The organism is Nonomuraea sp. NPDC049480 (assembly GCF_044465905.1).
GTDB lineage: Bacteria > Actinomycetota > Actinomycetes > Streptosporangiales > Streptosporangiaceae > Nonomuraea.
Genome location: NZ_JBITMD010000002.1, coordinates 416741 through 442971 on the forward strand (window position 1 = coordinate 416741; position 26231 = coordinate 442971).

Below are 26231 nucleotides of genomic sequence, written 5' to 3' on the forward strand. Positions count from 1 at the left end.
TGACCCAGCGGTGCGAGGTGTGCGCCAGGACGCGCGTACGGGTGCGATGAACCGCTCAGTCCGGCGCCGGGTGGGTGACGCTGCAACTCCGGTCCGAGGGACCGAGGATGTTGGCGAGCACCGGGTTGCCGTTCTCGCCGAACCTGGCCTGCACGAACACCACGGGCCTGGCCACGCCGGCGGCTTTCAGGTATTCGAGGCCGCGCTTGCACAGCGTTATGGCCTCGCGGGAGTTGTGCGCCGTCTCCGACAAATCCGTATAGATCCGCAAATATCCGCCGATGGTGCGGATGTCCTTGAGGCGTTTCATCGCCTTGTCGTCCGGGCCCCAGCGTGTACGGAAATACTCCGCCGCCCGCCGGTCCGTGTGCGCCGAGGGCCCGTCGGCGCGGTAGCCGTCGGTGTCGTCCATGCCGGGCACCATCAGCTCCGCCTCCTCCGGCGGCGCGGCCCCCTCGACCACGTTGGGGTCGGCGGTCTCCTCGGGCACAGGCTTCGCCGTCTCCTCGGTCTCCTTGGGCACGGCCTGCTGGACCTCGCGCGCCTCGGCCTCAGCGCTCGCCTTCGGGGCGGCCGCCCCCGCCCGGCCGGGCAGCGCCGAGGCGTGCTGCTCCGGCTCGGGGCGGATCTGCTGCCCCGACGCGCCCGGCTGCGCCGCCGGCCGGGAGGCCGTAGGCTCCCCGCCGAAGGCGCCGTTCACGCCCAGCAACCCGGCCACCCCGCCGGCCAGCGCCAGCGCTCCCAGCGCCAGACCCCGTCTCCCGGCACGACGACGCCGGGCGCGCCGCGAACGCCCCGCCGCGTGCCGGCCGGCCGGGCGCCGCCTGCGCCCCGGACTGCCACCGGATGTATCCACCCCGCCCTCCTTGCCGTCTTGGAACGTGCCACCGCATGTCGCGCCCAACGAACAAGGGATTTCCCTGATTGTGACAAAGGGGATAGATCACTTCAGTTGGATGGCCAACTTGGGCCGGATTCGCGCCGCACCCACCGCCACCACGGCAGGCGGGCTCAAGGGCGAGCACCCGGATCCGGTCACGGAGGAGGCGTCTGGTGGCGGCTCGGCCCGGCATGGGGCGGCTACGAGCCGATCCCGGGCGTGCGACGCCGCGCGCCCGGCTTCTACGGCTGAGGACCCGCTACGGCAGGGCGGCGACGATCTCGCGCACGGGCTTGCGGGCGCCGGTGTAGAACGGGATCTCGACGCGGGTGTGCCGGCGGGCCTGCGCGCCCCGCAGCGTACGCATCAGGTCCACGATCCGGTGCAGCTCGTCGGCCTCGAACGCGAGCATCCACTCGTAGTCATTGAGCGAGAAGCAGGACACGGTGTTGGCCCGCACGTCGGGATAGTCGCGCGCCATCCTGCCGTGCTCGGCCAGCATCGCCCGCCGCTCGGAGTCCTCCAGCAGATACCACTCATAGGAGCGGACGAACGGGTAGACGCTCACATAGGCCCGCGCCTCCTCCTCGGCGAGGAAGGCCGGGATGTGCGACTTGTTGAACTCGGCCGGCCGGTGCAGCGCCATCGCCGACCAGACGGGCCTGCTGTGCCGGCCCAGCGCGGTGCGGCGGAACCTGGCATAGACGTCCTGCAGGTCCTCCGGCGTGGGCGCGTGCCACCAGAACATGAAGTCGGCGTCGGCCCGCAGCCCGGACACGTCGTAGACCCCCCTGGTCACGACGTCCTTCCCGGCGGCCTGCTCCAGCAGCTCCTCGACCTCGCCCGTCAGGCCGTCGCGGTCGACGGGACACGGCTCGGTGGCCTGGAAGACCGACCACATCGTGTAACGGATCACCTGGTTGAGATCGCGGGCCTTGGGCCGCGGGGCTCCCTCTGTCATGGTGCCTATTCTCCTCGCTGGGACAGGTGGTCCAGAATCCGGGCGGCCGCCGTACGGGCGGTGCCGACGCAGGCCGGGATGCCGAGGCCGTCGTAGGCGGCGCCGCAGACCGCCAGCCCCGGCTGCACGGCCACGGCCGCGCGCACCCGCGCCACCCGGTCCAGGTGGCCCACGTTGTACTGCGGCAGCCCGCCTCCCCAGCGGCTGACCCTGGTGTCGACCGGCAGCCCGCGCACGCCCATCACGTCACTCATCTCGGCCATGGCCAGCGACACGAGCTCGGGGTCGTCGCGCTGGAGCAGGTGCTCCTCGCCGATCCTGCCGATCGAGCAGCGCAGGATCAGCAGGTCCTTGGCCAGGTGGGGCCACTTCACCGAGCTGAACGTGACCGCCTTGACCGGCCGCCCCTCGACGGGCGGCACCAGGTAGCCGCTGCGCCCGGGCGGCTCGGGGAAGGCGTCCAGCGGGTACGCGAGCGTGACGATGGCCATGCTGGCGTACTCGATCCTGGCCAGTTCGCCCGCCGCCTTGGGCGCCTCGGCCTTGAGCAGCCGGGCGGCGGCGGGGCCAGGGACGGCCACGATCACCGCGTCGGCCTCGACGGTCTCGGGCCTCGGCACCGGACCGGTCACCAGCCGCCAGCCCCGCTCGGTCCGCAGCAGCTCGCGTACGGTGACGCCGGTCCTGATGTCGGCGCCCGACGCCTTGGCGACCGCGTCGGGGAGGGCGCCGACGCCGCCTCGCAGCGAGGTGAAGACCGGCCCGGCGTCCTTGGGCGTCTCCTCGACGAGGTGCCTGACCCCGGCCAGCAGCGAGCGCTCTGAGCGGGCCACGGCCGCCACGCGGGGCATCGTGGCCTCCAGCGACAGCATGTCGGAACGGCCCGCGTACACGCCGCCGAGCAGCGGCTCGACGAGGCGCTCCACGACCTCGCCGCCCATCCTGGCGCGGATGTAGGCGGCCACGGACACGTCGGTGCGCACGAGCGTGGGGGGCAGGATCTGGTCGAGCGGCACGCGCAGCAGGCCGCCCGGCGAGATGAGGCCGGACCTGGCCAGCTCCACCAGGTCGGCGGGCACCCCCATGACCTGGCCCTTGGGCATCGGGCGCAGCGCGCCCCTGGTGTAGATGGCCGACTGCGTGGTGCCGGGGAACACCAGGTCGTCGCCGAGCCCGACCGCCCTGGCCAGTTCCGTGCCCTCGGGCCGCCTGGCCAGCATGGCCTCCGCACCGGCGTCGACGGTCACCCCGGCGACCTCCGAGGCGTGCAGCTTGCCGCCGATGCGCGGGCTCGCCTCCAGCACCGTGACCTTGACCCGCTCGTCCGCGCCCTGGCGGAGGTACCAAGCGGCGGCGAGACCGGAGATCCCTCCGCCGACCACGACGACGTGCGCCCTGTTCCCTTCCACGCCTCCAGACGCTACCGCCTCATCGGCTCGGCCAGCCGCGCGGGGCCGTGACGGCCGCGAGGGAGTGCCGTCGCCTGGAGGCCATGAACACAGTGACCGTAACGTGATTCGTGCCGTCAAACCACAGTTGTCCGCAACCCGTCATAGGGGCATGAGGAGATTCCGGTACGGCATCGCACTCTCCGCCGCGTGCGCGGCCCTGCTCCTGAGCGGCTGCGGCGGTGGCGGCAACAGTCTCGAGTCCTTGGACGAATCGGCCGGCGGCGCGCCCGCGATGGCCCCGTCCGCCGCCGCCGCTCCGGAGCAGGACGCCCAGAAGCGGTCCACATCGCAGCAGGCCGGCCGGGACGGCCTCGTCTCGGACGTCAAGGTGACCCAGCAGAACCGGCAGGTCATCTACACCGGCAGCATGAGCGTGCGGGTCAAGCAGGTCGCCACCGCCGTCGACCAGGCCAAGCAGATCGTGACCGCGGCGGGCGGCTACCTGTCCAAGGAGGAGAGCAGCTCGGCCAGCGAATCCCGGGACACGGCCACGCTGGAGTTCAAGATCCCGCCGAACGCGTACGGCGGGACGCTGGGCCGGCTCGGCAAGGAGCTCGGCATGAAGATCTCCATGAACCAGGCCACCCAGGACGTCACGCTGCAGGTGGCCGACGTCAACAGCCGGCTGAAGTCGGCGGAGCAGTCGCTCGAGTCGCTGCGCTCGCTGCTGAAGCGAGCCGACACGATCGGGCAGGTGCTGCAGGTGGAGCGGGAGATCTCCGCCCGCGAGGCGGACCTGGAGTCGCTGCAGGCGCAGCAGAAGGAGCTGGCCACCCAGGTCTCCATGGCGACGCTGACGCTCCGGCTGCTCGGACCCGTCGCCGTCGAGGAGGAGCCGGACGAGGAGCCCGCCGGGTTCCTCGGCGGGCTCAAGAGTGGGTGGAACGCGCTGGTCTCGACCGTGAAGGTGCTGCTCACGGTGCTGGGAGCGGTGCTGCCGTGGCTGGTCGCCTCGCTGCCTCTGGTGGCGCTGCTGGTCTATCTGGTGCGCCGCGACCGCGCCCGGCGCCCCGGGGTGACCCCGCCCCCGCCGGGCCCGCGTCCCGGCGACCCCGGCCCGGAGACGGCCTGACCCGCCACCGGCTGGGAACGCGGGAGGGTCAGGCTCCGGGGCCCGGCTCGTGGACGAGGTCGGTCAGGCGCTTGAGCTGGTCGGGGTCGGTCGAGGGGAGCACGCCGTGCCCCAGGTTGAACACGTGCCCCTCGGCCGCGCGGCCCCGACGCAGCACCTCGCGGGCCTTGCGCTCCACGACCTCCCAGGGCGCCAGCAGGATCGCCGGGTCCAGGTTGCCCTGCAGCGCCCTGCCGGGACCGACGCGGCGGGCCGCCTCGTCCAGCGGCACCCGCCAGTCGACGCCCACCACGTCGGCCCCGGCCTCGCCGAGCACGCCCAGCAGTTCGCCGGTGCCGACGCCGAAGTGGATGCGCGGCACGCCCGCGACGCCCTCGAAGATCCGCCGGGTGTGCGGCAGGATGAACTCCCGGTAGTCGTCCGGGGCCACCGCCCCCACCCACGAGTCGAAGAGCTGCACGGCCGAGGCGCCCGCCGCGATCTGGATGCGCAGGTGCTCCAGGACGATGCCGGACAGCCGCTCCATGAGCGTGTGCCACAACTCCGGGGCGCCGTACATCATGGCCTTGGTCCGGTCGTGGTTCTTGGACGGGCCACCCTCGATCAGGTAGGAGCCCAGTGTGAACGGCGCCCCGGCGAACCCGATCAGCGGCGTGCCGCCCAGCTCGCCGGTCAGCGCCCTGATGGACTCGGTGACGTACGGGACGTCGCCGGGCTCCAGCGGCCGCAGCGCGTCGACGCCCTTGGCGTCGCGGATGGGGTCGGCGACCACGGGGCCGACGCCCGGCTTGATGTCGAGGTCGACGCCGATGGCCTTGAGCGGCACCACGATGTCGCTGAAGAAGATGGCCGCGTCCACGCCGTAGCGGCGGACCGGCTGCAGGGTGATCTCGACGATCATGTCCGGAGTGGCGCACGCCGTGAGCATCGGCACGCCCTCGCGCACCTTGAGGTATTCGGGCAGCGACCGCCCTGCCTGGCGCATGTACCAGACCGGGGTGTGCGGGACGGGCTGGCGGCGGCAGGCACGCAGGAACGCTGAGTCGGCGAGGGTCACCCATCAAGGGTGCCATGTCCGGGCACCGGTCCGTTCATCGGAGCGAGGTGTCGGAAAAACATGCATTGGGCGGACCAAATCATGATCAGATAGCAGGATGAAGGTTTACCGGTCTGCTCGGCGTCGGAGTCGCACACGGGTCGAACACACCCCATGGCGGACCAGAAGGCCGGTCTCGAGTGGACCAAATGTTCGTCAAGCCACCGCGCGGCACCGATTCAGCGACCACTTTCGGGACACGCCGAGCGCGTTGCGGGGAAATGTCAGCGGCTCGTGCCAACGTCGGAGCCTAGACCCGAAGAAAGGCCCCGTTGCGATGACCGCGTTGTGGAGTTCCCCAGAGCGCCGCAGTGAGCGCTGCGCTTCCTGCGCTGGTGAGCGGCCGTTCGAGCAGCCACCGTGCGTCGACGGACACGGGCCGGGTGAGTGCCCGGACTGGGCCTGCGTCGAGTGCGGGCACGCGATCATGCTCGGCTCGGCCGAGTCCACCCGACCGGTTCGCCAGCTGGTTACGGCTGCAGCTTGATCACGAAGGATGAGCACCCCTGTGGTCCCCTTCCGTCCGACTTCGACCTACGCTTCGGCTATGACATTCGGTGACCAGCCACCGCCTCCAGCGGCGTTCATGCGCGCGGCGGAGAGCCTGCGGTCGTCCGAGGTCAGGCCGGAGATCGAGCTGGAGGACCTGCCCGCGCCCCAGCGGCTGGCCCCCTACTCGGCCGCGATCGGCGCGTCGGTCTACCGCGACGACGACGAGCTCGCGGTGGGCAGGCTCATCCTGCTCTACGACCCCGACGGCCAGCGCGGCTGGGAGGGCCCGTTCCGGCTGGTGGCGTACGTCAGGGCCGACATGGAGCCGGAGATCACCTCGGACCCGCTGCTCGGGCCCGTGGCGTGGAGCTGGCTGACCGAGGCGCTGGAGGCGCACCAAGCCGACTACTCCGCCGCTGGCGGTACCGTGACAAGAGCCGTGTCAGAGGGGTTCGGCAACAAGGCCGAAGACCCGGTCACGACCGAGCTCGAGCTGCGGGCGTCCTGGTCACCCGCTGAGGAGGATCTCTCCGGCCATGTCGCCGCCTGGTGCGACCTCATGTGCCTGGCGGCGGGGATCCCTCCGCTCCCGCCGGACGTGGCCGCGCTGCCCCGCCGACGAGATGATCCGGAGAGTGACCGAACGAAGTGAGGGCACCAGTCAATACAGCACCAGCGTCATGAGGCCGGTGAGCTCATGACAGAAGAACGAACCGTCGAGCCGCTGCTCGAGCCGCGCGAAGGCATCCCGCCGGTGATCGAGGACGCGGACGGTTTCGCCATGGTCGTGGAGAGGTTCGCGGCGGGGAGCGGCCCGGTGGCGGTCGACGCCGAGCGCGCCTCGGGCTACCGCTACGGCAACCGCGCCTACCTGGTGCAGTTGCGCCGCGCCGGGGCGGGGACCGCGTTGATCGACCCGATCGCCTGTCCCGACCTGTCCGCACTGGACGCCGCCGTGGCCGACGCGGAGATCGTGCTGCACGCCGCCTCGCAGGATCTGCCCTGCCTGCTGGAGGTGGGGTTCCGGCCGCGGGAGATGTTCGACACCGAGCTGGCGGGGCGGCTCCTCGGCTATGAGCGGGTGGGGCTCGGCACGATGGTCGAGACCGTGCTCGGGCTGCGGCTGGAGAAGGGCCACTCGGCCGCCGACTGGTCGACCCGGCCGCTGCCGGAGGACTGGCTTCGGTACGCCGCGCTCGACGTGGAGGTGCTGGTCGAGCTGCGTGACGCGCTCCACGGGGAGCTCGTCGACAGCGGGAAGCTGGAGTGGGCGCGCGAGGAGTTCACCGCCGTGCTCGACACGCCGCCGCCGGTGCCGCGGTCGGATCCGTGGCGGCGCACGTCGGGCATTCACAAGGTACGCAACGTGCGGGCGCTGGCGATCGTGCGCGAGCTGTGGACCATGCGCGACCGGATCGCCCGCGAGGCCGATCTGGCGCCCGGCCGTGTGCTTCCCGATGCGGCGATCATCAGCGCCGCGATGGAAGGGCCCCGTACCAAGAAGGCCTTGACCGAAATTTCGGCTTTCACCGGGCGAAGTGCGCGCCGCCACATGAGCGACTGGCTCGCCGCCGTGGGCAGGGCCCGTAACCTGCCCGACAGCCAGCTCCCCGCGCCCAGCACTCCGGGTGACGGGCCGCCGCCGCCCAACCGCTGGGCCGACCGCGACCCGGCCGCCGCCAAACGCCTGGCCGCGGCCCGTGCCGTGGTGGCCGCGCTGGCCGACGAGCACCACATGCCCACGGAGAACCTCCTGCAGCCGGACGCGGTGCGCCGGCTGACGTGGGAGCCGCCCGAGGAGATCAACGACGAGACCGTGACGGCCCGGCTGCGCGCGCTCGGCGCCCGCGAGTGGCAGCTCACCCTCGCCGCCCAGCCCATCGCCAAGGCTCTGGCGCGGCTCGAGGTCCGGGGCGAACTCTAGCCCTCGCGGGGCCGGTTCCGGGCTGGGCGGTGTGCGGGTGGCGGGGGTGCCGAGCCCCCGGTCGGGGTGGTGGGCTCGTAGGGTTTGGGGTGGTTAGGGGAGGCGCTACTTGACGCCTCCGGCTGGACGGCCGTACGGTTCGGGAAAGCGCTTTCCCCATGTTGTCCTGAAGGGATCCTCAATGAGCGTGCGCACCATCGGCGTCGTGATGAACGGCGTCACCGGACGGATGGGCTACCGCCAGCACCTGGTCCGTTCTGTCCTGGCCATCAACGAGCAGGGCGGTGTGACGCTCTCGGACGGCAGCCGGGTCAAGATCAAGCCAGTCCTGGTCGGCCGAAACGCCGATAAATTGGCAGATATTGCGTCGAAGCACGGAATTTCGGATTTCACCACCGACCTCGACGCCGCCCTCGCCGACGACGACAACCTGATCTACTTCGACGCCCAGGTGACCAGCGCCCGCGTCAAGGCCGCGCTGAAGGCCATCGAGGCGGGCAAGCACATCTACGCGGAGAAGCCGACGGCCGAGTCGGTCCAGGAGGCGGTCGCGCTGGCCGAGGCCGCGACGGCCAAGGGTGTCAAGAACGGCGTCGTGCAGGACAAGCTGTTCCTGCCCGGCCTGCTCAAGCTGAAGCGGCTGATCGACGGCGGCTTCTTCGGCCGGATCCTGTCGGTGCGCGGCGAGTTCGGCTACTGGGTGTTCGAGGGCGACTGGCAGGAGGCGCAGCGCCCCTCGTGGAACTACCGGGCCGAGGACGGCGGCGGCATCGTGCTCGACATGTTCCCGCACTGGCACTACGTGCTGGAGAACCTGTTCGGCCGGGTCGAGTCGGTCTACGCCCGCGCCGTGACGCACATCCCCTCGCGGGTGGACGAGCAGGGCAACACGTACCAGGCGACCGCCGACGACGCCGCGTACGGGGTCTTCGAGCTCGAAGGCGGCATCGTCGCGCAGATCAACTCCTCGTGGACCGTGCGCGTGAACCGGGACGAGCTGGTCGAGTTCCAGGTGGACGGCACGCACGGCAGCGCCGTCGCGGGTCTGCGCAACTGCCGCGCCCAGCATCGCTCGGCCACCCCCAAGCCGGTCTGGAACCCCGACCTGCCGGTCACGGCGCGCTTCCGTGACGACTGGCAGGAGGTGCCGGACAACGGCGAGTTCGACAACGGGTTCAAGATCCAGTGGGAGGCGTTCGTCCGCCACGTCCTGGAGGACGCGCCGTTCCCGAACGACTTCGCCTCGGGCGCCCGCGGCGTCCAGCTCGCCGAGCTGGGCCTGCGCTCGAACGCCGAGGGCCGCAGGATCGAGGTGCCGGGGCTGTGATGATCGACCTGCCCGGCATCGGCGCGTACACGCTGCGGGAGCGGACGGCCTGGCCCGTGCCGGCGACCCCGGCGACGAGCCGCATCGTGTACGCGGCCGCCCACGTGGTGGCCGACCCGCTCGGCGACAACACGCCGGGCTCCCCCGCCGCCGTGGACTGGGACGCCACCCTCCGCTTCCGTCACCACCTGTGGTCGCACGGCCTGCGGATCGCCGACGCCATGGACACCGCGCAGCGCAACATGGGCCTGGACTGGGCGGCGACCAAGGAGCTCATCCGGCGCAGCGCCGCCGAGGCCCGTACGGTCGGCGACCCGGCGACGCTGGTGGCCTGCGGCGCGGGCACCGACCACGCGCCGGGGGCCGCCGACCTGAACACGATCACCGCCGCGTACGCCGAGCAGATCGAGACCGTGCAGCAGGCCGGCGCCGGGGTGATCGTCATGGCGTCGCGGCAGCTCGGCAAGGTCGCGACCGGGCCGCAGGACTACCACCAGGTGTACGGCAAGCTCTTCGGCCTGGCCGACCGCCCGGTGATCCTGCACTGGCTGGGCGAGATGTTCGACCCGCAGCTGGCCGGCTACTGGGGCTCGCGCGACGTGGCGGCGGCGACCGAGTCCTTCTTGGAGCTGATCCACGCCCACGCCTCGATGGTGGACGGCGTGAAGGTGTCGCTGCTGGACGAGGAGCACGAGGTGGGCCTGCGGGCCGCGCTCCCCGAGGGCGTCAAGCTCTACACGGGCGACGACTTCAACTACCCGTCGCTCATCAAGAGCGGCTCACACGCGCTGCTCGGCATCTTCGACGCCATCGCGCCGGCGGCCGCGGCGGCTCTGCACGCTCTCGACGCGGGGGACCTGGATCGCTACGACGAGATCCTCGCCCCGACCGTCCCACTGTCGCGGAAGATCTTCGAGACGCCGACGTACAACTACAAGACCGGCATCGTCTTCCTGGCCTGGCTGAACGGCCACCAGGACGCGTTCGCCATGGTCAACGGCGCCCAGTCGGCCCGCTCGCTGGTGCACCTGTCGGAGGTGTTCCGCCTGGCCGACCAGGCCGGGCTGCTGTCCGACCAGGAGCTGGCGGTGCGCCGGATGAAGGCCCTGCTGGCGGTGAACGGGCTGTGACTCTTTCACTGAACCAGTGGACGACCCGGTGCTGGTCGGTGGCGGAGGCCGTGGACGGGTGCGTGCGGCACGGCCTGGAGGCGATCGGGCTGTGGCGGCAGAACGTCGCCGACCAGGGTCTGGCGGAGAGCGTCAAGCTGGTGCGGGACGCCGGGCTGCGCGTGTCCTCGCTGTGCCGTGGCGGCTTCCTCACCACCAGCGGTGAGGCGTTCGCCGAAGCGCTCGACGACAACCGCCGTGCCATCGACGAGGCGGCCGAACTGGAGGCGGCCTGCCTGGTGATGGTGGTGGGCGGCCTGCCCGGTGTGCGGCCGGGCGAGCCACTGGCCGCGGGCGCGTCGCGCGATCTGGCGGGCGCGCGGGAGCGGGTGGCCGAGGCTCTGTCGGAGCTGGCGCCGTACGCCGGGGAGCGGGGCGTCAAGCTGGCTCTGGAGCCGCTGCACCCGATCTACTGCCCGGACCGGGCGGTCCTGTCCACGCTCGGACAGGCGCTCGACCTGAGCCTGGCGTATCCGGAGGAGCAGGTCGGCGTGGTGGTGGACACCTTCCACGTGTGGTGGGACCCGAGGGTGTTCGAGGACATCGCGCGCGCGGGCCGCCGGATCGCCTCCTACCAGGTGTGCGACTACCTGCACCCGCTGCCGGAGGACGTGCTGCTCGGGCGGGGCATGATGGGCGACGGCGTGATCGACTTCAAGCCCATCACACAGGCCGTCCTGGCCGCCGGGTACTCCGGCGACGTCGAGGTGGAGATCTTCAACGCCGACGTCTGGGCCGCCGACCCGGACGAGGTGATGGCCACGATGAAGGCCCGCTACGACGAGGTCGTGCTGCCGTAGCGGAGGGCGGCGGCTCAGATGAGCCGCCGCTCCATCGCTGCGGGAGGGCTACGCCGGTTTGTCCCAGCTCAGCAGGTAGCGGCGCAGCAGCAGGCGGCGGAAGCGGCAGCCGGGCAGCATCCTGTGCGCCTCCCGGGCGATCTGGCCCCAGGACATGACGGGGTCCATGGCCGGCACGCCTCCCGGTCCGCGCTTGCCGCCGTGGAAAAGCGTGAGCACGTGCGAGACCGCTTGACCGGCGAGACGGATGATCCAGTCCCGGGGCGTGCGGTCCTTCCCGAGTCCGATGATCACCAGCCGCCCGCCCGGTGCCAGCAGCCGTTCCAGCGCGTTCATGGCCTCGCGGAAGTCCGCGTGGTGGATGACGGCGACGGCGGTGATGAGGTCGTACTTGCCCTCGGGTAACTGCCCCTTCGGGTCGTCGAGGTAGTCGGCCTCGAGGAAGGTGACGTTGTCCAGGTCGCCGTGGTGCCGCCGGGCCATCGCGATCGCGTCGGCGGAACGGTCCACGCCGGTCACGGTCGGTACGCGGGCGGCCAGCTTGCTCGCCAGCAGCCCGTCGCCGCACCCGACGTCGAGTGCCCGCTCGCAGCCCTCGGGCACGAGCGTCAGGACGAGCCGCTGGTAGTGAACATTGTGATTCCAGTACACCTCGGGCATTGGATCACAATAGCGACACGGTGCCCGCCGCGCCGTTCACTTCGATCTGCCGGCCCGTGGTGATGCGCCGGGTGGCGTCGGGGACGCCGACGACGGCCGGGATGCCGTACTCGCGGGCCACCACGGCGCCGTGCGACATCGCGCCGCCCATCTCCATCACCAGCCCGCCCGCCGTCAGGAACAGCGGGGTCCAGCCGGGGTCGGTCGACGGGCAGACGAGGATCTCTCCCGGCTCCAGGTGCGCGCCGACCGGGTCGAGCACCACCCTGGCCACGCCGGTGACGGTGCCCGCCGAGGCCGCGGTGCCGATCAGCGCGCCGTCCGTGGCGGCGGTCGCGAGCGCCTCGGGTTCGGTTCCGTCGGACAGCAGCACCCTGGGCACGTGCCTGCGGCGCGACTCCTGCTCGTACGCCGCCCGCCGCTCCGCCACCAGCTCCCGCAGGTCGCCCCCGCCCAGCGCGGCCCTGGCCTCCCGCAGGTCGAGGAAGAACACGTCCGTGGCCGAGTCCAGCACGCCGAGGCCCGCCAGGTGCCCGCCGACCGCGAACATGCTGTGCCGGACTGCGGCGAGTGTCTTGACCAGGTAGAACTTGGGCAGCTCGCGCAGGCCGGCGAACTCCCTGGTGCGCCGCAGCCCGAACCGCACCACGGCCCCCCGCCAGCGGCCCCTGCGCCGGGCCCGCGCCACCACGTGCGCGATCGCGGCCTCCGCCTGCCCGGCGCCCTTGGCGAACAGCGCGGCGGGCGCGAGGTCGGCGCCGCCGTCCATGCGCAGGTAGTTGACCAGCACGCCGAGGATGTGCGCGGGCTCCTCGGACCAGCGGGGCACGCCCAGGTCGATCTCCGCGACGCCGCGGTGGCCGTACTTGTCCAGGAACGCGGTGATCTCGCGCTGCGCGACGGGCGGGAGCCGGCCCTCCTGGTAGCGGCGGACGAGTTCGGAGACCGGGTGCTCCTTGAACGGCTCCGGCTCGATGCGGATGGCCAGATCCCACAGCTCCAGGTCCATCTCCGTGGTCGGGTTGTGGGGGAGGCTACGCAGCACGTCCTGCATCTCGGCCAGCGGCATGCCCGACAACTTGGCCGCCAGCGCGAACAGGCCGTAGCCGGTGATCACGATCGGCATGATCGAGATGATGACCGGGAACGTGCCGGAGAGCATGCGCTCGGCGTGGTCGAGCCGCTGCGCGGGGGTGGCCGAGTCCGGCACCCGGAGCCGCTTGTCGAGCTCGTCGCCGAGCCGGGCGGCGTACGCGAGGGCCTGGTCCGGCCTGGTCAGCGCCGTCAGGACGCGGGACGGGAGGTGGACCCGGCGGGCGAAGCGGCCGAAGGCGCGCAGGAAGGGGCGGCGAGAGGCATGCGTCAGCGACAGGCGCGGGTCCTCGAACAGCCGCTCCATGACGGTCGCGGTGCGGGCCTCGCCCAGCGCCAGCAGGCGCGGGAGGATGACGCGGCCCGGGCGGCTGCGTACGGCGGTGGTCAGGTCGGCCCACACCCGCTGCCCCGAGACCGACACGAACGGCGCGCCGTCGAGCGGGTCGGCGGGTGCGAAGCCGGCCAGGCCCGCTCCCCCGGCGCTGATCAGCCGGAACGCCGAGAGCCCCATCGGCGTGAGCGGCCCCATGACGCCCTGGACGACGTTGATCGAGAAGTAGACCCGCAGGCCCGGCCGGGTCCGCTCGGGCAGCGGGTAGAGCGTGGTGATCGGCCTGGCCTGGGTGAGCCAGATCGTGCCGTCGCCGTCGATGGCCCACTCGGTGTCCTGGGGGGCGCCGTAGTGGTCCTCGACGCGGGCGCCCAGCTCGGCCAGCCGGAGCACCTGGTCGTCGGTCAGGCAGAGTCCGTCGTACGCCGTCTCGACGCGCTCGGTGCCGCCGCCGGGCAGCGACCGGATGGCCAGCCGCTTGTCGCCGGCGTGGCGTTCGAGGATCTCGCCGCCGTACACGACGAAGCGGTCGGGGTTGACCGCGCCGGAGACGACGGCCTCGCCGAGCCCGGGACTGGCGTCGATGACGGCCTCCCGCCGCCGGCCCGTGACCGGATCGGCGGTGAACATCACCCCGGCGACCTGCGCGTCCACCATGACCTGGACGACCACGGCGAGGCGTACGGCGGCGTGGTCGATCCCGTTGGACTCGCGGTAGGCGACGGCGCGGTCGGTCCACAACGACGCCCAGCAGCGGCGCACGGCGTCCACGACCGCCTCGGCGCCCACCATGTTGAGGTAGGTGTCCTGCTGCCCGGCGAAGCTGGCGAACGGCAGGTCCTCGGCCGTGGCCGACGAGCGCACCGCCACGGGGACGTCGTCGCCGAGCGCGGCGTAGTGCTTGACGATGGCCTCGTGGACGGCGTCCGGCACGGGGGCCTGAAGCAGGTACCGCCTGGCACGCTCGGCGAGCCCGTCGCCGCTGGTCTCCAGCCCGGCCGCGACCTGGCCGTACGCCTCCGTGGTCAGCACCCAGCCGGGCGGGACGGGCAGTCCGGCCCTGATCAGCTCGCCGAGGTTGGCGGCCTTGCCGCCCACCTCGGCGAGCATCCCGGCGTCGATCTCGGAGAAGTCCAGTGCCGTCTTCATCGAATGCACCCCTGCCGTTCAGCGTCCTGTCATCCAGTCTCACGCTTTCCGGCCCAGAATTCAACATGTGATGAACTAAATCAGCGGCACGCCGTCCAGATCCCATGCGGGGTCGATCGCCACCCGCAGCGCCGCCAGCGCCGTCGGCCCCACGTCGACGAGCCGGGGTGCGGCGAGCCGGCGCCCGGCCAGGTCCTGGCCGAGGCGGTGGGCGATCACGAACACCGTGCGCTCCTCGTCCGACGTGCCGCCATGGCCGCCCTCGTCCACGTGCCCGTGGTCCGTGGTGACCAGCACGGTCCAGCGCTCCTCCGGATACGCCGGCCGGGCGCGGATCGCGTCGAGCAGGCGGCCCAGGTATGCGTCCTGAGACTGGAGGGCGGCGGCGTACTCGGGGCAGTGCGGGCCGAGGTCGTGGGCCACCTCGTCGGTGTCGCCGAGGTACACGAACACGGCGTCGGGGTCCTCCTCCGCCAGGTGCCGCTCGGCCGCGCCGGCGATCCGCTTGTCGCACTCGGCCCAGCCGACCGTGTAACCGTCCAGCACGAAACGGCGATCGATGGCCGGGCCGAAGGCGCCGTGCTCGTCGAGCGCCGCCCAGGAGAAGAACGCGGCGGTCTCGAGGTCAGGCCGGACATTCTTCGCACGAGTCAGGAAGTCCGGAAATTTCTGGAACTGGGAGCCGACGAAACCGTTGTCCACGACGCCGTGTTTGTCGGGCCAGACCCCGGTCGCGATGGACGACCAGCCCGGGCCGGAGTCCGTGCGGGAGCTGATGACCCGGCCGCCGTCGCCCGGCTCGGGCGTCTTCGGGACGACCTCGCCGGGCGACTCGGTACGCGGCGCGTCGTCCACGCCGTAGGGGAGCATGCTGGTGCCGTACGCACCGGCCGACATCAATGCGGTCAGCACAGGGGCGCCCGAGGCGGAGAGCAGGTCGAACCGCAGCCCGTCCATGCCGACGACGAGCACCTTGCTGCTGGAGGGGTAAGACATCCCCCTATCTAAGCGGTGAAACGCCGCACCCAGTCAGCCGCCCCGGGCAGGATCTCCTCGACGGGCGCCACCTGCGGATACCACGTGCGCTCCCACTCCAGCGACACCCATCCGGCGTACCCGGCGGCGCGCAGCAGCTCGCCCGCCTCCTCCAGCGGCACGGACCCGGTCCCCATGGGCACCGGCGTGGTGTCCTGCGCCGAGACCGCGTCCTTGACCTGGACATACGACAGGTACGGGCCGAGCGCGGCGAGCGAGTCGGCCGGCGGCTCGCCGTGCCGCCACGGGTGCAGCAGGTCCCAGATCGCGCCCGTGGTCTCGGGGCAGCCCGCCTCGGCGAGCAGCCGGCCCACGGCCGCGCAGGTGGCCATGCTGTCGTGGGTCTCGACGAGCACGCGGCGGCCGAGCGCGGCGGCCGTACCGGAGACCGCCTTGAGCCTGCGGGCGCCGACGGCCGGGTCCTCGCCGCGCGGGAACACCCGCACCCCGGGCGCGCCCAGGTCGGCGGCCAGCCGCAGGTCGGCGAGGAGCGCCCCGACGACCGGCTCGTCCGGCCCCGGCTCGCAGATCCCGGCATAGCCGGCCAGGGCGGAGATCTCCAGACCCGCGCGCTCCACCCGCTCCCGCACCGAGCGCCGCTCCGCCGCGTCCAGACCGGCGTGCACGCCGGTGTCCGGATGCAGGCGTAGCTCCAGCCCCGCGCAGCCGTGCCCGGTCGCGATCTCGATCGCCCGGTCGAGCCCTTCGCCGGGCATCCCCAGCGTGCTGACCGACAGCCTCACACCAGCCTCCGTACGCTCTCCCGCAGGACGACCTCGCCGGCGACCTGCTCGACCACCACCGCGTCGTCCTCGCCCAGCGCCAGCTCCAGCGCCCGCGCTCCCATGTCCTTCAACGGCAGCCGCACGGTGGTCAGCGCCGGAACGTGATCACGGAGAGTGACGATGTCGTCGAAACCGGCCACCGACACGTCCTCCGGCACCCGGATTCCGTGCTCCCGGCAGGCCGCCAGCGCGCCGACGGCCATCACGTCGTTGACCGCGAACACGCACGTCGTGTCCTCGCGCACCTGCTGGGCCGCCGCGTAGCCGCCGTCGCGGTCGAACGGCCCGTGGATCACGTGCGGGGCAGGCAGCCCCAGCTCCTTCAGCGCCCCGGCGAAGCCCGCGCAGCGGTCGGCCGCGGTCACCAGGTGCGGCGGCCCGGCCAGGACCGCGAAGCGCGTGTGCCCGAGACCGGCCAGCGCCCGTGCCAGCTCCGCCGCGCCTTCCCGGTTGGCCGGGGCGACGGTGTCCACGCCGAGCAGGTCCTGGCCGACGCAGGCCGCCCGGCCGCCGCCCGACTGATATCTGGCCAGTTCGTCGCGGAGCCGGCCGGTGACGGCGGGATCGGCCACCCGGGAGCCGACCAGCAGCACGGCCCGCACGCGCTGGGCGTTGAGCGTGGCGACGTACGCGATCTCCTGCTCCGGGTCGCGATGCGTGGTGCCGACCACGACCAGCAGGCCCTCGGTGGCCGCCGCCCGCATCGCCCCGTCGGCCAGGGCCGCGAAGTAGGGGTCCGTCAGGTCGTGCACGACGATGCCGATGACGTTGCCGGCCCCGCGGGCCAGCGTCTGGGCCGCGATGTTGGCACGGTAACCCAGCTCGTCGGCGGCCTGCTCGACGCGGGCCCGCAGGGCCGCGCCCACCTGGCGGGTGCTGCCGTTGAGCACCCGCGAGGCGGTCGCGAGCGAGACGCCCGCCTGCCTGGCGACGTCCTCAAGCGTGACCACGAGACCTCCCCGGAAAGCGGTTTCCAAGTGTGCCAGAACAACACCCGAATCCGCATCCTCGCATGCCGCCGCCCTCGGACGACAGAACGCCCCCGCTTCCGGGACGGACGCCTCATCCCCAGGGGCCTCCTACCAGGGGAAGAGGATGTCCAGCAGGCCCTTCTGCTCCTGCTGCGTCGGGGTCGGCACGGGCGCCTGGGTCGCGGGCGCCTGCGTGGTCTGCTGGGCGGTGGGCTGCTGGGCGGGCGGCTTGGTCTCCGGCCTGCTCGACGGCTGGACGGGCTCCGTGTCGGTGTCCTGGTTCTGGTCCCTGGTGGGTCTGTTGCTGGACTTCGCGGTCGGCTCGCCGATGCGCGTACGCGTGGGACGCGCGGACGGCTCGCGCGTCGGACGCGTCCGCTGGGGCTCTGTGGTGGGCTTTGCGGACTCGGTGTCGGCCGGCTCGTCGGTGGCCGAATCCGTGGGCTCGGCGCTGTCCTCTTCCGCCGGGGTGTCCTCGGGGGCCGCGCTCTCGGACGGCGTGGTCACCTCGCCGGCGCTGGCGCACCGGCCGCCGGAGCACGGGTCGTCGGACGAGGTGCCGGTGAGGATGAACCCGGCCCCGACGCCGACCAGCACCACCGCGGCGGCCGCCACCAGCAGCTTCCTGGTACGGCGCCGCACCTCGCGGTCGCCGCCCCCGGAGCCGCCGGACCGCCTGCCGTCCGGCTCGTCCGTCCATCCCGAGCCGAGGAAGCCGCGCTTCGGCCGCTCCTCCTCACGGTCGTCGAACCGGTCGTCGAACGCGGGCTCATAGCCCTTGTCGAGCGGGAGGTACGGGCTCTCACCCTCCTCGACGCGGTGCGGCCCGCTGTGCTCGGCCATCGTCTCGTGCGACGCCGCGCCCAGCATGTCGGGCGGCCTGCTGGGGTCGCCCAGCACGTCGTGCGGGTCGCCGTGAGCACCGAGCACGTCATGCGAGCCGGCCGAGCCGAAGTCGTGGACCCCGCCGTGGCCGCTCAGCACGTCATGGGAGGTCACCGGGGGGTCGTCGAGCACGTCGCGCAGGCCGTCGCCCAGCAACTGCGGCTCACCGACACCGGTCGGCGAGTCCTTGTCGGGCGGGAGGATGTAGGTCTCATTGCCGACGACCTGGATGGCGGGTTGCTCATCGGTGTCGTCGGTGCTCCACCGCGGGGACAGCACGTCGCCCGTCATCTCCGGGTTTAACGACCTACCCTGCCCGTCCTCATATGGCCTGTCGTTCTCGTCGCGCGCCACGATGGAACCTCTCTCATATTTATTCGGACCGCGCCCCTTCCTAGCAGACTCGACCACCACTTGTCCGGAAATTTCACACGTTTCCCTAAAATCACTCTCCGTAACATTCGTCAATCCAGCGTTTGTGCGCCCCTCCGAGGGGGTATCCTCCAGCCTCCGCCCTAGCCGGTCAGGCCGTCGAGCAGAGCGCCGAGCGCGGACTTCACCCGCGCGGCCTCCACTCCGCACTCCCTGATCCGATGGGCCAGCAGCGGGGCGGCCAGGGGCGCCAGAAGGGCGTCCGCCAGACAATAGGCGTCGGCGTCCGGGCGCAGCCGGGCGACCAGCATCGACAGGTGGCCGTGGTAGGCGTCGTACGCGCCGCCGAACCTGGCGAACGGCCCCGCCGTCTCCGCCATGAGCAGCAGGTCGAGCTGCTCGACGGTCCGGTCCGCGAGCGCCTCCAGGAACGCGCGTGCCCGGGCGGCCGGGTCCGCGCCGGGCCCCAGCGGCGGCGGCCCCTCGATGAACGCCGACTGGAACTCGCGCTCGCGCCGGTCGATCAGCGCGTACGCCAGCCCGGAACGATCCCCGAAGCGCCGGTAGAGCGTGCCCACGCCCACTCCGGCCGCCGCGGCCACCTCCGCCATCGACAACCCGCGCACCCCCTGGGCGGCGACGATGGCCTCGGCGGCGGCGAGGATCTTCGCGCGGTTGCGTGCCGCGTCGGTGCGCTCGCGCCTCACGCCCCGATCTCCACCCTCGCGCCGTCCCGGGCCCTCTTTCACGATCCCCATCTTGGCATCGGTTGCATGCGGAATACGTTCCGCTTATGGTCTTATGCGGAACTTATTCCGGATAAGCGTGGAGGATCGCATGACACGCAAGGTGGCCCTGGTCACGGGCGGGAGCAGGGGGATCGGTGCGGCCGTCGCGCGGCGGCTGGCGGACGACGGGTTCGACGTGGCGATCACGTACCTGAGCGCGGGCGACCGGGCCGCCACGGTGGTCAAGGAGGCCGAGACGGCCGGAGGGCGGGCGCTCGCCGTGCGGGCCGCGGCCGAGGACGCCGGCGCGCTGGTCGAGGCGGTGGAGCGGACGGTGCGCGAGCTGGGGCGGCTGGACGTGCTGGTGAGCAACGCCGGAATCGCGCCGTACGGGCCGCTGGAGGACGTGACGCTCGACGAGGTGGACCGGCTGCTGGCCGTGCACGCCCGCGCGTCGTTCGTGCTCGCCCAGGCGGCGGCGCGGCACATGGGGCGGGGCGGCAGGATCGTCCTCATCGGCAGCAGCCTGGCCGAGCGCGTGCCGTATCCCGGCTGGACGGCGTACGCGATGAGCAAGTCCGCGCTGATCGGCCTCGCCAGGGGCCTGGCCAGGGACCTGGGGCCGCGCGGCATCACCGCCAACCTCGTCAACCCCGGCTCCACGGACACCGACATGAACCCGGCCGGCGCGCCGGAGGCGGACGACGAGCGGCGCTACACGGCGCTCGGCACGTACTGCTCCCCCGGCGACATCGCCGCCGCCGTCGCCCACCTGGCCGGGGAGGGCGGCCGCCACATCACGGGCGCCTCGATCGCCGTCGACGCGGGCGTCACGGCCTGAGCAGGGTCACAGGCACGGGTTGGTGCCGTCGACCACCTTGTCCTTGAGCGAGTCCGGGATCGCCGACACCACGCGCACACCGGGCCAGTCCTTGCCGATGACGAGCTGGACGATCGGGCCGTCGGGCAGCTTTTCGACCTTGGACTTGTACGGCTGGGTATTGAGCGGCTTGACCTTGCCCGCCACCGGGGTCCGCTTGTCCTTCGACAACCGGGCGGCCACCGCTTCAGCGTGGGCCGGGCCGTCCTGGGCGTCCTTCTTGGCGTAGCGGATCGCAGTGGCGCCGGTCGTGGGGGCGTTCCCGATCTCGATGACCGCGAAGCCCTGGGCGGCCAGCTCGTCGGCCACCTGGGTGGCCTTGCCGTCCTCGCCGGTGCCGTTGAGCACCTGGACCCGCACCTGCCCGTGCTCGATCTTCGGCACCGTGGACTTGCCGGGGGTGGGGGCAGCGGTGGGCTCGTCGTCGTTGCGCACGGCCTCGAAGAAGTTCTTGGCGGCCGGCTGGGCGAACTGCACCCGGTTCTTGTCCGGCGGGTACGCCTCGACCGGCACCGTGATGCCCTTGAGCTCCTTGGCCGTCAGCCCTTTGAGGCTGTTGGCGATCTCCAGCATCCGGTCGAGGGACAGGCCGCTGTCCACGGTGACCGCGGCGGTGGCCGACCGCAGGAAGGCGTCGAGCTTGGCGGGGTTGGTGAGCAGGCCGCCGTCGGTGACCTTCTTCAGCACCTGGGTGAGGAACACCTGCTGGCGCTGGATCCGGCTCAGGTCGCTGCCGTCGCCCAGCGCGTAGCGGGTGCGGACGTAGCCCAGAGCCTGCTCGCCGTTGACCACGTGCCTGCCCGCGCCGAGCACCAGCTTCGCCTTGGGGTCGTTGACCGCCTTCGGCAGGCAGATCTCGATCCCTTCAAGGGCGTCGATGATGCCCTTGAAGCCGGTGAAGTCGACCTTCACGAAGTGGTTGATCTTGATGTTGGTGAGCGACTCCAAGGTCTTGATCGTGCAGTTGATGCCGCCGTCGTTGAAGGCGGAGTTGATCTGGCTGATCCCACCCGGGAGGACGGCGCCGTTCCGGCCCTGGCACGGCGGGATCAGAACCATGGAGTCGCGCGGAAAGCTGATCATGGTGGCCTTGTCCCGGTTCGGGGAGATGTGCAGCATCATGATCGTGTCGGTGCGCTCCCCCTCCCCTTGCGACCTGGGGCCGTACTTCTTGTTGTCCCCCTCGCGGGAGTCGGAGCCGACGAGCAGCACGTTGAGCGCCCCGGTCTCGGGCGGGCGCGTCGCGCCGACGTTGATCACCTCGCGGTCGATGCCGCTCTCGATGCTGCGGTAGTAGGCGTACGCGCCGAGGGTGACGGCCACGAGCACGAGTGTCAGCGCCACGCTCACCCACCCGAGGGGCGTCAGCGGGTTCCTGCGCGGGCGTGGCTCGTGCGACCCCGGCCTGCGGGGCATGGGAACGACGCGAGGGTCGCGAACCGCATGACCGGGCCGCACTCTCATGTGATCCACCCCTCGTTTCATGATCGCGAAGCATAATCACGAACCCGAATTCGCGATGACATATCAGAATTTTTCGTCGAGCCCCCACTCGCTAGTTCGCCTATCTACAGGCGCCCCGACTATGACCTTTCGGCCACTTCTTCGTTACCTCGGGCACCACTACAGGGAGTGACGCCATGATGACGGTCATGCTGCTGACCGAGATGGCCCCTCATCCGGGTGCCCAGGAGCTGGCCGGCCTCCGTACCAGGGCGAGATCCGCGCGGCGTGTCGCGCTCGTCGCGCTCATCGCCTTCATCGCGCTGCTGGCCACCGTCCAGGTGCTCGCCGACCGGACCTCCGCCAGGGAGCAGACGCTCCCCCTGGCCGCGCTGTCCCTCGCGGTCTTCGCCGCCGCCCTGCCCACGCTGGCGATCACCCAGTACGTCTGGGGCGCCCGCGCCCGCCGCGTCCGCCGCCGGGAACACGAGCTGTACGCCGCCACCCGCTCCGGCCTGGCGCGGCCGCTGAGCCGGCTGGGGATCGCGGCGGGCTGGGCGGTGACGCTGCTGCTCGGCTGCACGGCGCCACGCTTCTTCCGCGCGGCGGCCCGGCACACTATCGCCGACACTCTGGGCCTGGTCGCCGAGGCGATCGTGCTCACCGGTTTCGCGGCGGGTGTGTGCTTCCTCCTTTGGTGGGCACGGGACACGATGGGGATGCTGGCGCGTGCCTGGCGCTCGGGAGGATCACCTGGCGATCCGTGGGATCCCGGCTCCGGCGCGCGTCCGCGAAGGGGCGCGGCGCTCTGGACCGGCGCGGCGGTAGCGGTAGCCGCCCTGGTCGGAGCCCGCGCCCATCTCTGGGAACCCACCACGGGCGTCGTCTACGGGCTGCTCACGGCGGCCCTCGTCTGCGGGGTAGTTACCGACGAGTAGCATGGGCGCGGAACCCTTCCACCAATGAGGAGCGAATCCGTGCCTTCCTCTCGTGACGTCGTGTTCGTGGACGGCGTGCGCACGCCTTTCGGCAGGTCAGGGCCGAAGGGACTGTATGCGGAGACCCGCGCCGACGACCTGGTCGTCCGCGTCATCCGCGAGCTCATCAGGCGAAACCCCAATCTGCCCCCGGAGCGCGTGGACGAGGTCGCCATCGCCGCGACCACGCAGATCGGCGACCAGGGCCTGACCATCGGCCGGGCGGCGGCCGTGCTGGCCGGGCTGCCCAAGACCGTGCCCGGCTACGCGATCGACCGCATGTGCGCGGGCGCGATGACCGCGGTCACCACGGTCGCGGGCGGCATCGCGTTCGGCGCGTACGACGTCGCCATCGCGGGCGGCGTGGAGCACATGGGCCGCCACCCCATGGGCGAGGGCGTCGACCCGAACCCGCGCTTCCTGTCGGAGAAGCTGGTCGACCCGAGCGCGCTGGTCATGGGCATGACGGCGGAGAACCTGCACGACCGCTACCCCGCGATCGGCAAGGAGCGGGCCGACGCGTACGCGGTGCTGTCGCAGGAGAAGGCGGCCAAGGCGTACGCCGACGGCAAGATCCAGCCCGACCTGGTGCCGACCGCGATCAGGACCGCGGAGAAGGGCTGGGGGCTGGCCGCCGAGGACGAGGCCCCGCGCCCCGGCACCACGATGGAAGGGCTGAGCGGCCTCAAGACGCCGTTCCGGCCGCACGGCAGGGTCACGGCGGGCAACTCCTCCGGGATCAACGACGGCGCCACGGGCTGCATCGTGGCCGCCCGGGACGCGGCCGCGGAGCTGGGCCTCGCGCCGAAGATGCGGCTGGTGTCGTACGCGTTCGCGGGCGTCGACCCCGAGGTCATGGGCGTGGGGCCGATCCCGTCCACGGAGCGGGCGCTGCGGCTGGCCGGTCTGGACGTCTCCGACATCGGGCTGTTCGAGATCAATGAGGCGTTCGCCGTGCAGGTGCTGGCGTTCCTCGACCACTTCGGGATCGCCGACGACGATCCCCGAGTGAACCCCTACGGCGGCGCGATCGCCTACGGCCACCCGCTCGCCTCCTCGGGCGTGCGGCTGATGACGCAGCTCGCGCGGCAGTTCGGCGAGCGTCCCGACGTGCGTTACGGCATGACGACGATGTGCGTCGGCATGGGCATGGGCGGCACTGTGATCTGGGAGAACGTGGCGTGAACAATATGGACAACTGGCGGGCGCTGCTCAGCGAGCGCAACTCCGACGAGGTCGTCACCAAGGCACTGGTGCGCGACGTGCAGCTTCCGTACGGCGCGGGCACGATGGCGCTGATCACGCTGGACAACGGCTTCGACCACACCAAGCCGAACACGTTCGGCCCGCACGGCCTGTTCGCGCTCAACGGGGCGCTGTCGGAGATCGCCGAACGCTCCGACCTGGCCGCGGTGGGCGTGACGGGCAAGCCGTTCATCTTCGCCGTCGGCGCCGACCTCAAGGGCGCGGCCCAGGTGGCCTCACGCGAGGAGGCCCTGGCCATCGGGGCGCTCGGCCACCACGTGTTCCGCCGGCTGGGCGAGCTGCCGATCCCGTCGTTCGCGTTCGTCAACGGCGCGGCCATGGGTGGCGGTCTGGAGGTGGCGCTGCACTGCACGTACCGGACGATCTCCTCCGGGGTGCCGGCCGTGGCGCTGCCGGAGTGCTTCCTCGGCCTGGTGCCGGGCTGGGGCGGAACGCAGCTGCTGCCGCGCCTGATCGGCCCGGCGAAGGCGATCAAGCTGATCGTCGAGAACCCGCTGTCGCAGAACCGCATGATCAAGGGCAAGGACGCGTTCGGGCTGGGCGTCGCCGACGCGATGTTCGAGCCGGCCGACTTCCTGGAGGAGTCGCTGCGCTGGGCCGCCCGCGTGCTCAACGGCGAGGTGAGCGTCGAGCGCGCCGCCCACGACGGCTGGGAGAAGGCCGTCGCCGACGGGCGCTTCCTGGTGGACATGAAGCTGCGCGGCGCCTCCCCCGCCCCCTACCGGGCGCTCGACCTGATCGCCCAGGCCGAGACCGCCACCCGCGACGAGGGCTTCGCCGCCGAGGACGAGGCGCTGGCCGACCTGCTGATGGGCGACGAGCTGCGGGCCGGGCTCTACTCCTTCGACCTGGTGCAGCGCCGCGCCAAGCGGCCCGCGGGCGCGCCGGACGCGTCGCTGGCGCGGAAGGTCACCAAGGTCGGCATCGTGGGCGCCGGGCTGATGGCCTCGCAGATGGCGCTGCTGTTCGCGCGCCGCCTCGAGGTCCCGGTCGTCATGACCGACCTCGACCAGGCCAGGCTCGACAAGGGCGTGGAGTACGTACGGGCCGAGGTCGGCAAGCTCCGCGCCAAGGGCCGCGTCAGCCAGGACCAGGCCAACCGGCTCACGGCCCTGGTGACCGGCTCGCTGACCAAGGACGCCTTCGCCGACGCCGACTTCGTGATCGAGGCCGTGTTCGAGGACATGGCGGTCAAGAAGCAGGTGTTCGCCGAGGTCGAGGCCGTCGTGCAGCCGGGCTGCGTGCTCGCCACGAACACCTCCTCGCTGTCCCTGACCGAGATGGGCGCCGAGCTGAGGCACCCCGAGCGGCTGGTCGGGTTCCACTTCTTCAACCCGGTCGCCGTCATGCCGCTGCTGGAGATCATCAAGGGCGCCGCGACGGACGACGCCACGCTGGCCACCGCGTTCGCGGTGGGCAAGTCGCTGAAGAAGTCGTCGGTGCTGGTCAAGGACGCTCCGGCGTTCGTGGTCAACCGGCTGCTGACCTGCTTCATGGGCGAGGTCGTCGCGGCCGTGGACGAGGGCACGCCGCTGGAGACGGCCGAGCACGCGCTCGACGGGCTCGGGCTGCCGATGACGCCGTTCGCGCTGCTGCAGCTCGTCGGCCCGGCCGTGGGCCTGCACGTGGCCGAGACGCTGCACGCGGCGTTCCCCGGCCGCTTCGGCGTCTCGGAGAACATGGCCAAGCTGGTCGCCGCGGGCAAGCCGGGTGTGTACCGGCCGGACTTCACCCTCGACCCGGAGGCGGTGGCACTCTTCGCGGGCGGCACGTCTCCGTCCACCGCCGAGCAGGTACGCGAGCGTGTGCTCAAGGCGCTGGCCGAGGAGATCCGCATCATGCTCGACGAGGGCGTGGTCGCGGCGGCGCAGGACATCGACCTGTGCATGATCCTCGGCGCGGGCTGGCCGTTCCATCTGGGCGGCATCACGCCTTATCTGGACAGGACCGGCATCGCCCAGCCCCGGTTCCTTCCTCCGGGTGTGGCCTCGCTCCCCGCGTGATTTTACGGGGGCCCTACCCGGGCCCCCGTCTTTCATGACCTCCGCCGCCGTAGCGTTTGGTGCCGCACGACGAACGGAGAGTAACCATGAAGCGAACGATCGGTATGATCGCGCTGTGCGCGGCGTTCCTGGCATGCTCGTCCCCCGCGCAGGCGGCGCGTCCTCCCAAGGCAACACTGAAGATCATCATCGCGGTGAAGGACCAGCCGGCGAGGGGCGCCACGCTCCACTGCAACCCCGACGGCGGCAACCACCCCAACCCGAAAGCGGCCTGCGACCTGCTGCGCCAGGTCGGCGGCGACCTCAACAAGATCCACGTCCCGAAGAACGCGGCGTGCGGCAATGAGGTCGAGCCGTACGTCGTGGTGATCACGGGCCAGTGGCACGGCAAGAAGGTGCGGTGGGACAAGGGCTACCGCAACGGCTGCGCGATGAAGGCCGCGGGCGGGAAGCTCCTCTCTTCCTGACCGCACGAGGGG

Annotated in this window: 23 protein-coding genes; 11 read left to right on the forward strand and 12 right to left on the reverse strand. The window is 71.8% G+C overall.

The features are described 5' to 3' along the window. Window positions 1-55: 55 nt before the first annotated feature. The 3 genes from ACIBX3_RS07390 to hemG all read right to left on the reverse strand — a co-directional run bounded on the left by ACIBX3_RS07390 (window position 56) and on the right by hemG (window position 3250). Entirely contained in the window at window positions 56-856 is an 801-nt protein-coding gene (locus ACIBX3_RS07390; protein ID WP_397114131.1) for a hypothetical protein, read from the reverse strand. 283 nt (window positions 857-1139) lie between these two features. After that, window positions 1140-1841, reverse strand: a complete 702-nt coding sequence (gene hemQ, locus ACIBX3_RS07395) for a hydrogen peroxide-dependent heme synthase (RefSeq protein ID WP_397114132.1) — start codon at window positions 1839-1841, stop codon at window positions 1140-1142. Between the two features lie 5 nt (window positions 1842-1846). Continuing rightward, window positions 1847-3250, reverse strand: a complete 1404-nt coding sequence (hemG, locus tag ACIBX3_RS07400; protein WP_397114134.1) for a protoporphyrinogen oxidase — start codon at window positions 3248-3250, stop codon at window positions 1847-1849. A 151-nt stretch (window positions 3251-3401) separates the two neighbouring features. On the opposite strand from hemG, the gene ACIBX3_RS07405 reads away from it, so the two are divergent. After that, window positions 3402-4364: a DUF4349 domain-containing protein gene (locus ACIBX3_RS07405; RefSeq protein WP_397114136.1), complete on the forward strand. Its 963-nt coding sequence runs from the start codon at window positions 3402-3404 to the stop codon at window positions 4362-4364. A gap of 28 nt (window positions 4365-4392) precedes the next feature. Here the strand turns inward: ACIBX3_RS07405 and hemE are convergent, their stop codons facing one another. Continuing rightward, window positions 4393-5397, reverse strand: coding sequence for a uroporphyrinogen decarboxylase (gene hemE / locus ACIBX3_RS07410; RefSeq protein WP_397114997.1), 1005 nt, complete (start codon window positions 5395-5397; stop codon window positions 4393-4395). Window positions 5398-6007: 610 nt separating this feature from the next. Between hemE and ACIBX3_RS07415 the strand changes: the two genes are divergently transcribed. The 5 genes from ACIBX3_RS07415 (at window position 6008) to ACIBX3_RS07435 (ending at window position 11172) form a co-directional block, all read left to right on the forward strand. Next, window positions 6008-6604: a DUF3000 domain-containing protein gene (locus ACIBX3_RS07415; protein WP_397114138.1), complete on the forward strand. Its 597-nt coding sequence runs from the start codon at window positions 6008-6010 to the stop codon at window positions 6602-6604. Between the two features lie 45 nt (window positions 6605-6649). Continuing rightward, entirely contained in the window at window positions 6650-7876 is a 1227-nt protein-coding gene (locus ACIBX3_RS07420; protein ID WP_397114140.1) for an HRDC domain-containing protein, read from the forward strand. 181 nt (window positions 7877-8057) lie between these two features. Then, entirely contained in the window at window positions 8058-9203 is a 1146-nt protein-coding gene (locus ACIBX3_RS07425) for a Gfo/Idh/MocA family protein (RefSeq protein WP_397114142.1), read from the forward strand. Further along, window positions 9203-10333, forward strand: coding sequence for a dihydrodipicolinate synthase family protein (locus ACIBX3_RS07430; RefSeq protein ID WP_397114999.1), 1131 nt, complete (start codon window positions 9203-9205; stop codon window positions 10331-10333). Before ACIBX3_RS07425 ends, ACIBX3_RS07430 begins: the two co-directional genes overlap by 1 nt. Further along, on the forward strand, window positions 10330-11172 hold the full coding sequence (locus ACIBX3_RS07435; RefSeq protein WP_397114144.1) for a sugar phosphate isomerase/epimerase family protein: 843 nt from the start codon (window positions 10330-10332) through the stop codon (window positions 11170-11172). The genes ACIBX3_RS07430 and ACIBX3_RS07435 overlap by 4 nt, the downstream gene beginning before the upstream one ends. Window positions 11173-11220: 48 nt before the next feature. Here the strand turns inward: ACIBX3_RS07435 and ACIBX3_RS07440 are convergent, their stop codons facing one another. The 7 genes from ACIBX3_RS07440 to ACIBX3_RS07470 all read right to left on the reverse strand — a co-directional run bounded on the left by ACIBX3_RS07440 (window position 11221) and on the right by ACIBX3_RS07470 (window position 19162). Further along, window positions 11221-11832: a class I SAM-dependent methyltransferase gene (locus ACIBX3_RS07440; protein WP_397114146.1), complete on the reverse strand. Its 612-nt coding sequence runs from the start codon at window positions 11830-11832 to the stop codon at window positions 11221-11223. A 4-nt stretch (window positions 11833-11836) separates the two neighbouring features. Next, window positions 11837-14407: a PEP/pyruvate-binding domain-containing protein gene (locus ACIBX3_RS07445; protein WP_397114148.1), complete on the reverse strand. Its 2571-nt coding sequence runs from the start codon at window positions 14405-14407 to the stop codon at window positions 11837-11839. 75 nt (window positions 14408-14482) lie between these two features. Beyond that, window positions 14483-15403 carry an alkaline phosphatase family protein gene (locus tag ACIBX3_RS07450; RefSeq protein ID WP_397114150.1) on the reverse strand — a complete coding sequence of 307 codons (921 nt, stop codon included), beginning with the start codon at window positions 15401-15403 and terminating at the stop codon, window positions 14483-14485. Between the two features lie 8 nt (window positions 15404-15411). Continuing rightward, window positions 15412-16185, reverse strand: a complete 774-nt coding sequence (locus ACIBX3_RS07455) for a sugar phosphate isomerase/epimerase family protein (RefSeq protein WP_397114152.1) — start codon at window positions 16183-16185, stop codon at window positions 15412-15414. Next, a complete protein-coding gene (locus tag ACIBX3_RS07460; RefSeq protein WP_397114154.1) occupies window positions 16182-17177 on the reverse strand; it encodes a LacI family DNA-binding transcriptional regulator in 996 nt (331 codons plus the stop codon). The genes ACIBX3_RS07455 and ACIBX3_RS07460 overlap by 4 nt, the downstream gene beginning before the upstream one ends. A 129-nt stretch (window positions 17178-17306) precedes the next feature. Continuing rightward, window positions 17307-18374, reverse strand: coding sequence for a hypothetical protein (locus ACIBX3_RS07465; protein ID WP_397114156.1), 1068 nt, complete (start codon window positions 18372-18374; stop codon window positions 17307-17309). A gap of 224 nt (window positions 18375-18598) precedes the next feature. Beyond that, window positions 18599-19162 carry a TetR/AcrR family transcriptional regulator gene (locus ACIBX3_RS07470; RefSeq protein WP_397114158.1) on the reverse strand — a complete coding sequence of 188 codons (564 nt, stop codon included), beginning with the start codon at window positions 19160-19162 and terminating at the stop codon, window positions 18599-18601. A gap of 130 nt (window positions 19163-19292) precedes the next feature. Between ACIBX3_RS07470 and ACIBX3_RS07475 the strand changes: the two genes are divergently transcribed. Next, a complete protein-coding gene (locus tag ACIBX3_RS07475; RefSeq protein ID WP_397114160.1) occupies window positions 19293-20024 on the forward strand; it encodes an SDR family NAD(P)-dependent oxidoreductase in 732 nt (243 codons plus the stop codon). 6 nt (window positions 20025-20030) lie between these two features. Here ACIBX3_RS07475 and ACIBX3_RS07480 read toward each other — a convergent pair whose 3' ends face one another. Further along, on the reverse strand, window positions 20031-21479 hold the full coding sequence (locus ACIBX3_RS07480; RefSeq protein WP_397114162.1) for an LCP family protein: 1449 nt from the start codon (window positions 21477-21479) through the stop codon (window positions 20031-20033). A gap of 224 nt (window positions 21480-21703) precedes the next feature. Here ACIBX3_RS07480 and ACIBX3_RS07485 point away from each other — a divergent pair, with 224 nt between their 5' ends. The 4 genes from ACIBX3_RS07485 (at window position 21704) to ACIBX3_RS07500 (ending at window position 26219) form a co-directional block, all read left to right on the forward strand. Further along, on the forward strand, window positions 21704-22444 hold the full coding sequence (locus ACIBX3_RS07485; RefSeq protein WP_397114164.1) for a hypothetical protein: 741 nt from the start codon (window positions 21704-21706) through the stop codon (window positions 22442-22444). 24 nt (window positions 22445-22468) lie between these two features. Then, window positions 22469-23668 carry a thiolase family protein gene (locus ACIBX3_RS07490; RefSeq protein WP_397114166.1) on the forward strand — a complete coding sequence of 400 codons (1200 nt, stop codon included), beginning with the start codon at window positions 22469-22471 and terminating at the stop codon, window positions 23666-23668. Window positions 23669-23673: 5 nt separating this feature from the next. Next, the gene (locus ACIBX3_RS07495) at window positions 23674-25752 is read left to right on the forward strand and encodes a 3-hydroxyacyl-CoA dehydrogenase NAD-binding domain-containing protein (RefSeq protein WP_397115001.1); all 2079 of its coding nucleotides are present in this window, start codon (window positions 23674-23676) and stop codon (window positions 25750-25752) included. An 86-nt stretch (window positions 25753-25838) separates the two neighbouring features. Further along, window positions 25839-26219 (forward strand): SSI family serine proteinase inhibitor, encoded by a 381-nt coding sequence (locus ACIBX3_RS07500; RefSeq protein WP_397114168.1) that lies wholly within the window; start codon window positions 25839-25841, stop codon window positions 26217-26219. The last annotated feature ends 12 nt before the right edge of the window (window positions 26220-26231 follow it).

What these genes read in the sequence shown, in the direction of transcription:
- hemQ (WP_397114132.1), bottom strand. Translation starts at nt 1,841, where the DNA reads ATGACAGAGGGAGCCCCGCGGCCCAAGGCCCGCGATCTCAACCAGGTG.
- ACIBX3_RS07405 (WP_397114136.1), top strand. Translation starts at nt 3,402, where the DNA reads ATGAGGAGATTCCGGTACGGCATCGCACTCTCCGCCGCGTGCGCGGCC.
- ACIBX3_RS07415 (WP_397114138.1), top strand. Translation starts at nt 6,008, where the DNA reads ATGACATTCGGTGACCAGCCACCGCCTCCAGCGGCGTTCATGCGCGCG.
- ACIBX3_RS07420 (WP_397114140.1), top strand. Translation starts at nt 6,650, where the DNA reads ATGACAGAAGAACGAACCGTCGAGCCGCTGCTCGAGCCGCGCGAAGGC.
- ACIBX3_RS07425 (WP_397114142.1), top strand. Translation starts at nt 8,058, where the DNA reads ATGAGCGTGCGCACCATCGGCGTCGTGATGAACGGCGTCACCGGACGG.
- ACIBX3_RS07430 (WP_397114999.1), top strand. Translation starts at nt 9,203, where the DNA reads ATGATCGACCTGCCCGGCATCGGCGCGTACACGCTGCGGGAGCGGACG.
- ACIBX3_RS07440 (WP_397114146.1), bottom strand. Translation starts at nt 11,832, where the DNA reads ATGCCCGAGGTGTACTGGAATCACAATGTTCACTACCAGCGGCTCGTC.
- ACIBX3_RS07445 (WP_397114148.1), bottom strand. Translation starts at nt 14,407, where the DNA reads ATGAAGACGGCACTGGACTTCTCCGAGATCGACGCCGGGATGCTCGCC.
- ACIBX3_RS07450 (WP_397114150.1), bottom strand. Translation starts at nt 15,403, where the DNA reads ATGTCTTACCCCTCCAGCAGCAAGGTGCTCGTCGTCGGCATGGACGGG.
- ACIBX3_RS07465 (WP_397114156.1), bottom strand. Translation starts at nt 18,374, where the DNA reads ATGACGGGCGACGTGCTGTCCCCGCGGTGGAGCACCGACGACACCGAT.
- ACIBX3_RS07475 (WP_397114160.1), top strand. Translation starts at nt 19,293, where the DNA reads ATGACACGCAAGGTGGCCCTGGTCACGGGCGGGAGCAGGGGGATCGGT.
- ACIBX3_RS07480 (WP_397114162.1), bottom strand. Translation starts at nt 21,479, where the DNA reads ATGCCCCGCAGGCCGGGGTCGCACGAGCCACGCCCGCGCAGGAACCCG.
- ACIBX3_RS07485 (WP_397114164.1), top strand. Translation starts at nt 21,704, where the DNA reads ATGATGACGGTCATGCTGCTGACCGAGATGGCCCCTCATCCGGGTGCC.
- ACIBX3_RS07490 (WP_397114166.1), top strand. Translation starts at nt 22,469, where the DNA reads ATGAGGAGCGAATCCGTGCCTTCCTCTCGTGACGTCGTGTTCGTGGAC.
- ACIBX3_RS07495 (WP_397115001.1), top strand. Translation starts at nt 23,674, where the DNA reads ATGGACAACTGGCGGGCGCTGCTCAGCGAGCGCAACTCCGACGAGGTC.
- ACIBX3_RS07500 (WP_397114168.1), top strand. Translation starts at nt 25,839, where the DNA reads ATGAAGCGAACGATCGGTATGATCGCGCTGTGCGCGGCGTTCCTGGCA.